General features: G+C 43.7%; 6 protein-coding genes. 2 read left to right on the top strand and 4 right to left on the bottom strand.

What is annotated here, in order from left to right:
* Positions 1 to 21 precede the first annotated feature (21 nt).
* Positions 22 to 8,550 carry a hypothetical protein gene (locus tag QVO66_RS02645; protein ID WP_021853846.1) on the top strand — a complete coding sequence of 2,843 codons (8,529 nt, stop codon included), beginning with the start codon at positions 22 to 24 and terminating at the stop codon, positions 8,548 to 8,550.
* 74 nt (positions 8,551 to 8,624) lie between these two features.
* Here the strand turns inward: QVO66_RS02645 and QVO66_RS02640 are convergent, their stop codons facing one another.
* The 4 genes from QVO66_RS02640 to QVO66_RS02625 all read right to left on the bottom strand — a co-directional run bounded on the left by QVO66_RS02640 (position 8,625) and on the right by QVO66_RS02625 (position 12,130).
* The gene (locus tag QVO66_RS02640; RefSeq protein ID WP_021853845.1) at positions 8,625 to 10,757 is read right to left on the bottom strand and encodes a TonB-dependent receptor domain-containing protein; all 2,133 of its coding nucleotides are present in this window, start codon (positions 10,755 to 10,757) and stop codon (positions 8,625 to 8,627) included.
* 10 nt (positions 10,758 to 10,767) lie between these two features.
* Positions 10,768 to 11,079 (bottom strand): hypothetical protein, encoded by a 312-nt coding sequence (locus QVO66_RS02635; protein WP_125103858.1) that lies wholly within the window; start codon positions 11,077 to 11,079, stop codon positions 10,768 to 10,770.
* Between the two features lie 71 nt (positions 11,080 to 11,150).
* On the bottom strand, positions 11,151 to 11,654 hold the full coding sequence (locus tag QVO66_RS02630; protein WP_021853843.1) for a hypothetical protein: 504 nt from the start codon (positions 11,652 to 11,654) through the stop codon (positions 11,151 to 11,153).
* Entirely contained in the window at positions 11,651 to 12,130 is a 480-nt protein-coding gene (locus QVO66_RS02625; RefSeq protein ID WP_125103860.1) for an RNA polymerase sigma factor, read from the bottom strand. Before QVO66_RS02625 ends, QVO66_RS02630 begins: the two co-directional genes overlap by 4 nt.
* A gap of 1,035 nt (positions 12,131 to 13,165) precedes the next feature.
* Between QVO66_RS02625 and QVO66_RS02620 the strand changes: the two genes are divergently transcribed.
* A partial coding sequence (locus QVO66_RS02620; RefSeq protein WP_288172478.1) for an Mrp/NBP35 family ATP-binding protein occupies positions 13,166 to 14,216 on the top strand: 1,051 nt, incomplete at its 3' end.

Below are 14,216 nucleotides of genomic sequence, written 5' to 3'. Positions count from 1 at the left end.
CTTCAGCAGGAAGTAATCTCGTTGGCAGAGAGCAATAATATTGCTGAAGAAGGCGTGCTCAGTCCTGACTTTGTTGCCGAAGGCCTGCCTGAGTCTACAGGTGTAACAGGTTTATTGGAAGATGTTAACTATTTCTGGCAACCTGTAACGGGAGCAAATCTGCGTGCTCGTGGTATGACGTTAGGTACATTCCCAGATGATGTGCTGGTTGCTCCTGAAATAGATATTGCCGGGACACGATTTGCTCAGAAACCGGCTGTGGGTGCTTATTCGGTTGAGGCTACCAATATTAATCCTGAAGATACAGGAGATGCCTTGAAAGTATATGTTGATGTTGAATGTGCTGTGGCTACTCATGACGGCAGTTCATGGGCAAATGGCTATCGCTCACTTAATGAGGCTATTGCCTATTTGTCAGGTCTTGATAAGGAAACTGTTGGAAGCAAACGTCTTGAGGTGCATGTGATGGAGGGTGATATATGGCCGCGTTATGCTTTTACTAACCTTGATCCGCAAACTGCAACTATAGACATTCCTGCATCGGCAAGTGGGGCAACTTTGTATATTTATGGAGGCTATCATAGATCAGACGACAAGATTTCGGTTGAACGTAATCCACTGACTTATCGTTCTGTTATAAACGGTAATCATGAAGGCAAGAATATTGAAGATGGATTGTATCATTGTATAACTGTTGCTAAAGGAGCTGCAGTTTGTCTTGACGGATTTCATATTATTAACGGTTACGCTGCAGGTGAGGCAAGCCGTCAATATGGCGCAGGTCTGCTTGTGCATGATGGAGCAAATGTTACGGTTAACAACTGTATCTTCGAGAACAATACGGCTCAAGAAGGTTCGGCTATTGATGCACGTAATGCATCTTTGACGATGAATAACTGTGTCGTAAATAACAATACGAATATAACTGAAGCTGCAGCTGTGGTAAACGGTGATGGAGCAAATTTGAAGATGAACTTTGTTACTATAGTTAATAACAATGGCAAGGCTTATTCTGACAATGCTTCGTTGATTTCTTCATTCTCAACGGCAAACACATCAGCAAATACTCACACCATAGAAATTTCTACAGCTCAGTTCTCTAACCCGACAAAGACATCTGGTGCTTCGTTGGGTTTTGACACATATTTAGGCGGCTACTCGTCGTTCCAGCCTACCAATCAGAACCCGATAGTTAATGTTGGAAAAGCTATTGGTGGAATAACAACGGACATTACGTTGTCAGCCCGTAGTCGTGGAGGTGCACCCGATTTAGGTGCCTATGAGGCACAGCTCCCTGTGGACGGAACTGTAATTTATGTACGTAGTGAAAATGGTGATGATAAGAATGATGGCTTGTCTTGGAGTAGTGCAAAGAAAACAATTACTGCGGCACTGAATACGGCTTCAACTGCCACTGAAGCTATATGGGTAGCTGCAGGAACATACAATGAGCGTGTAACAATGAAGGATGGTGTCAATGTGCTTGGTGGTTTTGCCAAAACAGGCAATCCTGACAATAAGCTAGATGGTGTAAACCGCGACATATCTAATGCCAACAGCAACTTTATGACTGTTATAGATGGACAGGGTGGTGGACGAGTCTTGACACAGCCTGCAAACTTTAATAAACTTACTACTTGGGAAGGGTTTGTTATTCAGAATGGAGCTACAAAAGGAGACAATGCTGACAGTAACGGAGCAGGTGTTAAGTTGATGAGCAACGGTAAGTTAAAGAATAGTCTTGTTCAAAATAATACGCATATAAATACATATAGTTCATGGGGAAGTGATACAAAATCTATAGGTGGCGGTGGTATTAGTATGTCATCTGGTTCTATTGTTGATGGCTGTATCATAAAAGCGAATAAAACGAATAAAGAAAATAATGACAGATATACCTGTGGTGCGGGTATTCACATGAATGGAGGCACGCTCATTAATTCTATTGTTGTGGATAATGTTGCGACAAGCGTAGGGTCTGGATGGTTGGCATGGGGCTCAAATATACTTGGAGCTGCCGTATTTATAAATAGTGCTGGAACTTTTTATAATTGCACATTCGCATATAATTATGGTAATACAAATGGTAAATCCGCTGTTGTTGGTGGCGTTTGGGATGATTCGAAGAATTCAAAGTTTTATAATTGTATATTTTGGGGAAATGCAGGCAATGGAACCGGTGGTGAGAATACTATTCAGGTGGGAGGACCTGGATATTCTGATGGTGGAACAGAGGCTGCAGCAAACAAAAATTTGATCAACTGTTATGCTTCTATTGCCGAAAGCTCTCAAACTACATCTGAATTATGGAACAATCCTGATGCTACATTCCAAATGAATATCGGTAGCAATGATTATAATCAGATGATTTCAAAGGCAAAGGCTAATCAGCCATTTGATGATAATTATAAACTATTGAATAATACGACCGGTTTACATTGTATTAATAAAGGAAACAATATTTATGTTGAAGATAACGACATTTATGTCGATGCAGCCGGTGTCACACGTATTCAGTATTGTACTGTTGACAAAGGTGCTTATGAAAGTGCAGATGCCATACAGATTGAGCCGGATGAAAATGGAGTTTATTATGTTACGCAGAATGGAACCGGAACATCAGATGGATCTTCTTTAGAAAATGCGTCTTGTGCAATGGAACTGCAGCGTGTGCTTAATGCTGCAGGTGAGCGTGCAAAGACAGGAATGGATGCAATTGTGAAATTAGCCGGTTATGAAAGCGCTTCTTTTGTTTATAACGCAAATACACTAAGTAATCAGGATGATCCGCAGAGCTACACTTACGTAATTCCTTATGGCGTTACTGTGATGGGCGGGTTCAGCGATAAGGATGGCAACTGGGATGATGACAACGACGGATATAAGCGCGATCCGATTACATATAAAACAGTTTTGTCGGCTATAAATAATAGTAGCTCGTTGGAACAGAAGGTGAACGGATATCATACCGTTACGTTCGGCGAGAAGCCTTCTGACTGGAACGGCAACGATAAGAAGAGTATCATAGACGGTATCTATCTTATTGACGGCAAGGCAACATCTATGGCCGGTAACGGCAATCCTAATACGCGTGGGGGCGGTGCTGTCGTAACATCTTGGGCACATGTGCGCAACTGTGTCGTGGCCCGTTGCGAGGCTATTGAAGGAGGTGGACTTTATGTCTTGCCCGGAGGCATTGTGTCTGGTTCGCTTATTATGGATAATACGGCAGAAAATGGAGCAGGGGTATATGCAGATAATACAAATGCCGGTAAAGACAGCAGAGCTCACATGGTGTCATGTACAGTGACTGACAATACTGCTTCATCTATAGGTGGAGGCTTGTTCCTCGAGGATGGTGCTATGATGGTGACCAATTCAATATTGTGGGGTAATACGGCACCTTCTGACAAAAATATCAGTGGTGTCTTGACAGAGGCTTTAGATGATGATGTGTGGTCTTCTGTTGAGCATGGCATTTCTGCATTTTATCCTGTCAACCATTCTTTTGTTGAGACATATGAGATGCCTTCTAATTTTGAAAATACGACAATGGAAAGCAATGAAGATCTTTACTTTGCATCGTCTTCTCGATTGTTGAAGGCCTATTCGCCACTGATAAAGCATGGCATGGATACTGTATATCAGGACGCTATGGCCAGTCGGTTAGGTATCTCTTCTGTTGATATGCAGGGTATACCACGTATTCAGGCCGATATGCCTCGTATTGATGCCGGAGCGTTCGCGTTTGAAGGCGGAACCATACCTACAGACGTCCTGCTTACCCGCATCTTCGTGTCACAAGGCGCAAATGTGCAGTTGCCCGAAGGTGAGGATATGGACAAATATATAGGGCGTTCTTTCTATACATCGTTGACATGGCTTGATGATGCGTTGGAGTATATCAAGGCTGTTCGTGAAAATGGTGTTGCAAAAGAAACAGACAGGTTTGAAATCCTTTTGGCCGGCGGCACATATAAACCAAGTTACCGTCGTATGGATGCAAGCACTGAGACTGTAGACCAGCGACAGAACTCTTATGTTATTCCGCAAGGTGTGAGCATCTATGGAGGATTTAACGGAACAGAACAAATTACCTCTAAGTCAGCCGATGGTCAGGATATTGTATCTATTCCGGGGGTAACTGGCAGCTTTACTTGCATGGGAGACATCAGTGAAATTTTATCTAACCGTGCTTATTCTGACTTTAATCAGAATGGCATCAACGAGCCGTGGGAACTTGCCAGTCAGGTAATTCTCTCAGGCAATGTCAACGTGTCAGAGCAGGTTAAGAATGTTTATCATGTAGTTTATTCTGATGCAGGAAAAAATCAGGAACCGCTTAATCCTGTTATATTAGACGGCTTGACCATTATGGACGGTGAAACTTCAAACATATTAAGTAATGCGGCTGATACTGACGAAATCGGTCGAGGTGGAGGCATCTATTCTAACGGAGTGTCTTATCTGCTTAACCGCTGCCGTCTCATCAATAATTTTGCAGTTCGCGGCGGAGCTGTCTATATGCGTGACGCCAAGTTGACCATTGTAAATTCCATCCTGGCCGGTAACGGCACGGTGGATAATGCCCAGCCTGTAGTGCCCACTCAGCTGCCAAGAGGTGGAGCTGTATATGTAGCGGGCGTTTCTGATGCTCCTAAAGTCTATGCAGGGTTATATGCTGTAAATACTCTTTGGGTGAATAATGAGACAGTAGGCCAGGGCGGAGCCATCGGAACAAATTATGCAGATGGAATAATTGGACCGAATTATGTTCCTGAAGTTTCATTAATGAATAATACTTTTGTCAGAAATAAGGCTCAAAGCAATGCGGTGATTTACCACCACAATGGCAAAAATACTATTACAAATACGTTAATGTGGGGTAATGAAATTACAGGTGAGAATATTCCGCAGACAGACGAAACAAATACGTCGATCACTCACAGTGCGAGCGATGCTGTTGATTTGTCAAAATACAGCGATACCAATATTCTTCTTTCTACAGACAATACTTCAGTAACCGGACCTCGCTTTACCAAGCCTTCATCAACAGCAGGTGTAGCCGGCAATGATGCCAACAATCAATGGAATCCCGCTGCAATATCTGTATTGACTGATGCCGGAGACGGAACTCATAAGGTGGCAACCGGAAGCGGAACTATTGACGGTGCATACGCAGACTGGATGCGGAGCTATGCCGGCGAATATGCCACACAATACATGGGATATAAAGACTATATGGACACATATCTCCGTTATGCTGGTCCTTTGAAAGAAGACGGAACTTCTGCCGATAAGCCTATAGACATAGGTTTATATGAATATCAGTACGAAATAACGTTCCCGCAGATGGATGCTATATATGTGGCAACGGTAGAGAGCGGAAAGGCAGATGGATCAAACTGGGCAAATGCAACTTCTGATTTGCGCGGAGCTCTGACGGCTATGGCCAATCCTACAGGAGGTACAGTTAAGGATAAGGCCGTTTATATTAAAGCCGGTGAGTATTCATTGCCAAGAATGTCAACAGGTACGGCTTTTACAGTGTCTATGGGTGATACTCAGTATGGCGAGTCGCTGAATGTAAAAGGCTCATATAATGAGTCGGGTGTTCAGGATTTCAGCAAGCCTACAGTAATTACAACTCAGGAGAGCAATGCCGACGTAACGAGCCTGCTGATGGACGTTGCGGCCAACAACAAGCCTGTAACGATAGAAGGACTTACCTTTATAAACAAAAATTCAAACGGCGGAACAGGAATGCAGGCAAGTACGGGCGGAGGCAAGGTTACGCTTAAAAATGCAGGCTTCCGTGGCAATAAGGCAAATGGATTGAATATAGTTTCTGGTTCGTCGGGCAAAATTCTGCTCGTCAATACGCTGTTTGCCGACGGAGGTACAGGACTTAATGGAGCCGACAGCCGGACCACGGTGGTGAATGCAACGTTTGCCAATAACAAGGCAGATCTTACCACCTCTGCATCAGTGCCGTCTGTTTATAACTCTGTTTCATGGAATAACGATACACAGAATTTGACAACAGACGATGACAACAAGAATGTGGCAATAACCCGTGGTGTGGCAAACGATAATGTCAATGAAGGTCCTAACTTCCGCGATCCGGATAATGCAGATGTCTATAATCGCGATTATCGTATACGCCCAAGTGTGAAGTTGCTCAATAAGGGCAGCAATGCCAATTATGCAGAGCAGGCTCTGGCAGCGGAGACAATTCCGGCTGAAGAGAAAGATCTTGGCAATAACCAGCGAGTTGTTGACGGGTCGGTAGATGTTGGTGCATACGAGTATGAAGCACCGCTGCAGCCTATTGTTTATGTTAAGGCTGACCTTACGGCAACTGCTGACGGAAAGAGCTGGGAGACGGCTCTTGGCGACTTGCAGGGTGCTGTTGATTTGGCCGGTTTGTATGCTTTGGGACATTTAGGACAGAATGGTTACGTTTTTGTTCACGGCAATTATCATGATACGGGCTTGCTGAATATGTCTCTTGGAAATACCAAGGTGTATGGAAGCATGAACGATGAGCGGAGTGCTGAAACAGAAACTGACCGCATTGTTTCTGACTTGCTGAGCAAGCGTAAAGGCATGTTGGTTGCCGCAAGCCGCTCTTCATTGGAGAACGTTACCATAGGTGCTGACGGCGTGATAGATGGATTTGAGATTACAGGCAAGCCGGTGGTTAATGCCGGTGTACTTTCCACTTCGATTGTTAATAATGGTGTTGAGGGTGCCGCAGGCGGCTTGTTGTATAATTCGTTGGTGTTGGGCTCAGTCAATGCTGTTAAGGCGGTTAATGTGACGTCGGCGGAAGCCATAAACGGTGCAGCCGGCAGTGGCAACAACCGGGCTTCTGTTGCAGAAACGAACAGTTATGTTACGGACGATTACTGGGAATATCAGTTGATGGAGACCTCGCAGGATATTGATCCGACAGGTAACCGGACGGATATAAGCGAGTATATAATGAAAGTAGGCCATGAGCGCGACCTTATAGGCAACAGGCGAATCCGCAACGCAGTTGATAACGGCTGCTTTGAGACATGGAATATAAGCAGCGATTACGCTATTACGGCAGATGACTATCCCGTTGGCAGGTCAGTGGTGTATGTACGCAAGGGACAAGAACTTTCGGTCAAAGCAGGAGTTTATCCTAATGGCAACGCCTTCAACCCCGGATACCTGCTTTTGGAACATCAGGCCGGTTTGCGCGGCAACGGCAATTACATCTCGCTGACAAACTTTGCTGTTGAACGCGATGTAACAGTAAATGGCAACGACCTGGCCGTAATGCCGTTTGAAGTTAAGCGTATGAGTCCTTTAAGCGGTTATAACTTGAAGCGCTACAGTGGACAGATGCGTGCTGCTTACAGTTATCAGTATGACGGATCTGACGGAAAAGCATGGACAGACGGCGGCTTTGCGCAAATAGGAACAACAGAGGGCTTCCTCATTGAAAACACCTCAAACGATAATATTACGGTGCGTTTCAGTGGAAAACAGTATAGTGAGGGTGGAGCAGACAAGAGCGTCGTGCTTTATAAATGGAACTATAATGAACCATGGAACTCAAGTTCGTCAGCTGGTAATAAGTTCACACATAAGGAGAACATGAGCTGGAACCTCTTCGGTTCGCCTTATCTCTGCGCAATGAATTATGGCGACATGGAATACGGCCGCGTGATATATGGATACACAGAGGGTGCATATAAGACGATAAACACTGCCGGCGAAACTGCCGGAGGATATATTCCTGCCGGTGATGCAGTTTTCACACAGACTGCAACCTTGAAGGATGCAGAGATTGTCGGCATCAAGACCTCTGAGCAGAAAGACGGCGTGCCTTATGCCGCGGCTGCAAATCTTACGGTAGGCCTGAGTCAGGCCGGAGCAACGCGTGCTGCCGGGGCAGACAAGACCGACGTGCTGCAGCTTAACGCTGTGCCTGAAAATGAGGCACGCAACTATTTCGACATCGCCTCTGATGGCGTCAAGTGGATGGCTGCCGACAGCGTAGCGCAGCTTTACGCTGCACGCTCGGGCGCACGCTATTCGCTGTTGTCAGCTGTCAGCCAGGGCGGTGAGGTGGCTGTTGGCGTTACGTTGCCCGAACCAGGCATGTACACGTTCTATATACCAGAAACCTGTGATGCCGGCAACTATGAAAGTGTAGTGCTTAAAGATGCCAAGACTGGCAAACAGACCAATCTGCTTGATGGCGGCTATGACTTCACCTCTGTTGAAGGCGGCGACATATCGGGACGCTTCACTATCAGCTTCAACCGTATGCTCGATGACGATAAGAATGCGGACATACGCGCATGGTCGCCATTGCGTGACAGGGTTAGCGTTAGCGGTGTTGAGACAGGCGACCGCATAGCCGTTTATTCTGCTGACGGTGTCCAGACTGCTTCATGCGTGGCATCGTCTTCTGTTGAGAACATTCAGGCGTCCGTGTCGGGTGTTGCGGTTGTTGAGATAACGCGAGATGGCAGGACGATAGCCGTTAGAAAGGTGAAGATGAAGTGAGTGTAAAGTTTTTCCTTTATATAGAATAAAATCAATGCCGTATGACTCAGTCAGAGTTCATGCGGCATTATTTTTTAGTTTGCCCTCTTTGATTCTCGCTCTTTTGTATCCCTGTAGACATTGTTTACTTTGTCTCTACCAAAGTTATATGATATGCGAAATGATACAGAGCTGGCGTGAATGTCGTTTCGTGTGTAAACCTTATAATCGTTATAAATAGCTGTTGATTTTGTTGTGTTCCATCCAAAAGGATCTGTAACAGATGCTGTCAGTGTGAGTCTGTCGTTCAGCAGGTTGTATCTTAAATAACAGCCGAGCAATGACATAGCCTTGTATCTTATCATGCGTTCATGATAAGGAAAATAATGGCTGAATCTCATATCTAGAATCAGATTTTTCTGTTTGTTCAGTATGAATGATGTATTGAATTCAATTTTCCCGCTCCAACTGCTATCGTCAGCATCTTTGTAATCAGTAAGTTTTGATTTGGCATATGTGTGGAAAAACTCGCCGTCAAGGTTGATGTTCCACCATCCGAAAAAAGAACGGTAATATGATAAATATAGTCCTGTCTTATTGCTGTTGATATGATTTTCCGGTATGGTGTATTGGGAGCCGTCGTTATTGAACCGCGTGATGTAGCCGATGGCATCATTGTTGTATGAATTATATAAAACGGCATATATTCCTTTAAAACTATAGTTTATCTCTGCATTGTGGGCAACACTGGGGCGTAAGTCAGGATTGCCAGACACGTAGTCGCTCGTTGTAGTATAGTATTTATATGGATTCAGGTCGTTGAAGTTTGGTCTTGTTATTCCCATAGAATAAGAGAGTGTGAGACGTCCTGCTTTATGGCTGTTCCAACTGAGATTAACTGTTGGGAACAGATGATTATAGCTATATCTGCTTTCTTCATCTTTTACCCGCTGATATCCTTTGGTGCGTGTAGATTCATACCGTAGCCCGAGCTTACCGAAAAAAGAGTTTGTAAAATTTCTCTCTGCGCTGACATACGCTACGGCCGTACTCTCATCATATTCGAAGGCATTGCTTTGTTTTGTATCTGACATCCAAGAATTGTTCTCCAGATACAGTACATCCAAAGCTGTGTTGTTGCCTATGCATGTAAAAGCTAGTCCTGCTTCCATTTTGAATAACTTTAATGGCAGTATGGCATCCAGTTTGGCTGAATGAATATGATATTTGTTGTCGCCTGTGTTTGTAAGTTTTGTATCCGTATTGTTTGCTGATGTTGTTACGTCCGAAAAACTCTGCGCTTGCTTGTCGTAGTAATTGTAAGTTAGGCTGAGCATTTTTCCTTTTGTATCCAGCATCCAGTCTGAAAAAGCAGTAATTGTTAATGCGTTATCCGGGCGTGAAGGAGAATAGTTTGTAGAACTGTATACATTACCCCGGTCTGTCGTTACATCAAAAAGTTTGCTGTTCAGTCTGTTCGTATAATAATTAAGTATGACGCCTGCGTTCAGTGTATTTGTAAATTTATATTTGAACAAGCCGTTCGCCCCGAAAGTTCTGTTCCTGTAATTTGTTGTGCGCTGTGAAATCTTCGTGTAATAAGGAAAAATGTAAGTGCGGTCCAGGTCATTGATGCCTTTAGAATCATTCCAACTGGCATCTGCCGACAATTCTACTTTACGTGTCGTATGCGATACATTTCCTCCAAGTTGATAACAGAAAGACTCACGGATGATTCCGTTTGTCCATATGTTTCCACGTGTGCCTAAAGATTCATTTTTAGATGTTATGCTGATATAGGCTACGTTATTGTTCGCTCCATATTTTGCCGGAGGAGTGGTCAGCACCTCAATCTTCTCAATTCCACTTGCTTGAAGATTCTTCAGACGCAAGGCCATAGCCTCGTCTGATATCTCCATGAGATGTCCGTCGATGATATATTTTACAGAACTTTTACCTGCTACTGTAACCATATCGTTCACAACCGATACGCGCGGTATGCGGTCAAGCACCTCTATACCGTTCATACCCTTGGCATATTGGTCGTTTTTAGTCAGGTATATAATCCTGTCAGGAGCCTGTTTTACAACGGTGCGTGATGCCATCACAACAACTTCTTTCAGTTCGAGCTGTCTTTCCCAATTTGTTGCTGTAGAGTCTGCTTGGTCCTGAGCTGACATGGGGATGGCAAAAAATAGTGACCACAAAGTGAAAACGTATGGTTTCATATAAAATCTTTTATTTAAAAGCCTTTTCTTTTCCTTGAATAAAGAAGAACGCACCGCCGCCTGATTTGTCACGTTTCAGTCCGATATATATGGTCTCACCGTTATTGACAATCTGCAGTGACGTGTATCTTCCGTCATCTCCCTGATAGTCGGAATAGTCTTTAGCGCGCGGCTTATCCTTTTCTATAGCGTCTGCTATAGCCTTTATTATCTTCAAATTGTTTTTCACGGTTATTCCGCGATAATAGTTGCCGTTACTTTTATAGACAGAGATGCTTACACTCTTGTTGTTGTTATATCTGCCGTCAAATAACTTTTCCACATTCAGTTTCGGGGGCCTTGCACTGGCTGTCAGTGCTATTAGGACCATAAAGAAAAAAATCAGAAAACGTTTCATCTCTTACTATTTTGATTGTTAAAAAATTGTTTTACTTTGTTTTGTTCTGCGGCCTTTTGTCTTTCTATAGCCTGCATGAACTCTTCTACCTTGGCTGCTTCTGTTTCTGCTATTTTTCGTGCAGTCTTTTCGTCTACCTGCTTACCTTTGACGTATGCGACATAATGGCTGTCGCCAGTTGAAGTGCCCATTTCGTTTATTTTATACAGGAAAACACTTCCTGTCAATATTATGGCAACGCTTGCAGCTGCTGACAAAGTCCATATAAGAGCTTTTTGTAGAGGCGTACGTCTGTGGCGTGCTGAAGTATCATCTGCAAGCTTCATCTGACGCGACAGGCCCATAAGCTCTTTCGTCTCATTTATAATGTCTGAACTGTATGCCGTGCATAGCAATATATATTCCAGTTCAGTTTCTTCCTGCACAGACAGCCGGCACTCATTATAAAGAAGGCATAGTGTCTCTATTTCCTTGATGCTTAAATTCACTTCCTGTTTCATCTGTTTAATCTTTTGTAAGTTTCACGTATTTTTCTGCGGGTACGGCTCATGTTCATTCTTACAGACTCAACCGACATTGACAACTCTTCGGCAATCTGCTCATAATCAAAACCTTCGTGTGTCACAAGGTTGAATATCTGTTGTTGTAGAGGTGTCAGTTCTTCTTTCAACAGATTTTCCAACGTATTTATGTCTTCCACTTCCATTTCGTATTGCAGAGAGACCGGTGTTTTTACTTCATCTATAGTCTTCATATTTGTCCTCCTTAGTCTGTCTATACAAACATTTCGCAATACACAGACAAGCTTGTTTCTCGCCTCGTTAGGATCTGACACATTATTTTTGAGTTTAAGTTTTAGCCATGATTCCTGGAGTACGTCTTTTGCATCCTCATCGTTTTGAAGATATCTCAATGCGATGTGGTGCAGCTTGTCGCGCAAGTCCATGAATGAGGATGTCAATATATCTCGTTCCATATACTACTGATACGAATGAATATGGAAAACATAACAGCAGAATTTCTTTTTTGGTAATTTTTGACGATATTTTTAGTGTATCTGTTTAATTGTTAATGATAAGCTTTATATTAATTATGATACATCAAGGTTTCCCCCGATATTCTCAAAGGCTAAAGTTACAGATTTTTTATTGTATATATGATTGTTTTTATGGGGATATTTAGTTTTGGATGGCAAATCCATGCTGCCAAAGGTCGCTAATCACCTTGCAAAAGGGCACATATTACATCGTGATATGTGCCCTTTTGCATTGCGGAATGTATGCTTTTGCATTGGTGTTGCAGCCTGGTGTATGCAGAAAATATTTTTGTTAAAAACTCGTCACTCGTCACAATCGTATGTAAGACGTTGAATGACAGGATGTTAATGTGTGATGAGTTGTGTTTTCAACTCGTCACATACAGCTGTATTTGGCCTGTTGAGGCTGATTTTGCGGCTAAAAGTATTGATATAATGGCTTTATATTGTTCGGAAAATGAAGAAATAACAGTGATGTGATGAGTTGCGTTTTCAACTCGTCACGCATTAAGTAGCTGATTGATAGAGTGTTAAACCCTGTTGTGATGAGTGATGAGTTTTTTGCGAAAAAGTTTTTTGTATTTCGGAGTTTGGGGCCTTTCCTAAATTTGGTAGACTTCAAATAGTCCTTTCCCTGATTAAAGTTGATTTCGCTTTGGTGTTTATCTGTTATCGGTTGACAGCTGTATGCAGTTGACAGGTCAAACTTTTTGTCTTGGGGCTAAAAGGCTGCGGCATCACTGGACGTATGGCATCTTTGCCCGTTTGTTAATGAGTTATGATGATTTTGTTGGTTATATAGTTTTGTCGGAGTATTTTCAGATTAAAAATTTGTTTATTTGCATAATTATTGCGTATTTTGCAGTAAAATTACGATAATGTGCAGTGTGCCAGCTTTTAGGCATGGATTTTGTTGGAATAAGTATATGAAGCAGACACTGACTGCCTTGTTGTGAAATATAAAAAATAAACATTATGACATTATATCCAAAACTGATAATGGATGCCTTGGCTACCGTTACGTATCCGGGTACCAAGAAGAATCTTGTAGAGAGTGAGATGGTGGCCGACAATCTGCGTATTGACGGCATGAAGGTGTCGTTCTCGCTGATATTTCCGCGCGACACCGACCCCTTTATGAAGTCTACCATCAAGGCTGCCGAGGCTGCCATACACTATCATGTAAGCAAGGACGTTGAGGTGACCATCGAGGTGGAGACTAAGTCGAAGCCTAGACCCGAGGCCGGAAAGATGCTTCCTGGCGTAAAGAATATCATTGCCGTAAGTTCTGGCAAGGGCGGAGTGGGCAAGAGCACCGTTGCTGCCAACTTGGCCATATCTCTCGCACGTCTTGGCTATAAGGTCGGACTGCTCGATACAGACATCTTCGGTCCGTCAATGCCTAAGATGTTCGGTGTAGAGGATTTCCGTCCCTATGCAGTTCATAAAGACGGACGCGACCTCATTGAGCCTGTTGAAAAGTATGGCGTGAAGCTGCTGAGTATAGGTTTCTTTGTAAATCCTGACACAGCTACACTGTGGCGCGGCGGAATGGCTTCTAATGCGCTGAAGCAGCTCATAGGTGATGCTGACTGGGGCGAGCTTGACTATTTTGTGCTCGACACGCCTCCCGGAACAAGCGACATACATCTGACGCTGCTGCAGACACTGGCCATAACGGGTGCAGTTATAGTGAGCACACCGCAGAAGGTGGCACTGGCAGACGCACGCAAGGGTATCGACATGTACAGAAACGACAAGGTGAATGTGCCTATCCTCGGACTTGTTGAGAATATGGCGTGGTTTACTCCTGCCGAACTTCCTGAAAACAAGTATTACATATTCGGCAAGGAAGGATGCAAGAATCTTGCCAAGGAGATGGACGTGCCTTTGCTGGCTCAGATACCTGTTGTGCAGAGCATCTGCGAGAGTGGCGACGACGGCAAGCCGGCTGCCCTTAATGTTGACACCATGACCGGTCAGGCATTTATCAATCTGGCCATGGCTGTTGTAACTGTTGTCAACC

Origin of the sequence: Prevotella sp. CAG:255 (assembly GCF_000431195.1) — a bacterium.
In the GTDB taxonomy this organism is placed as follows: Bacteria; Bacteroidota; Bacteroidia; order Bacteroidales; family Bacteroidaceae; genus Prevotella; species Prevotella rara.
The sequence above is the reverse complement of the archived record's forward strand: the minus strand, read 5'-3'. Positions and strand labels throughout refer to the sequence as shown.

Bases quoted from the DNA above. Each gene is read 5' to 3' on its own strand.
- QVO66_RS02640 (WP_021853845.1), bottom strand. From the start codon at position 10,757: ATGAAACCATACGTTTTCACTTTGTGGTCACTATTTTTTGCCATCCCC.
- QVO66_RS02630 (WP_021853843.1), bottom strand. From the start codon at position 11,654: ATGAAACAGGAAGTGAATTTAAGCATCAAGGAAATAGAGACACTATGC.
- QVO66_RS02625 (WP_125103860.1), bottom strand. From the start codon at position 12,130: ATGGAACGAGATATATTGACATCCTCATTCATGGACTTGCGCGACAAG.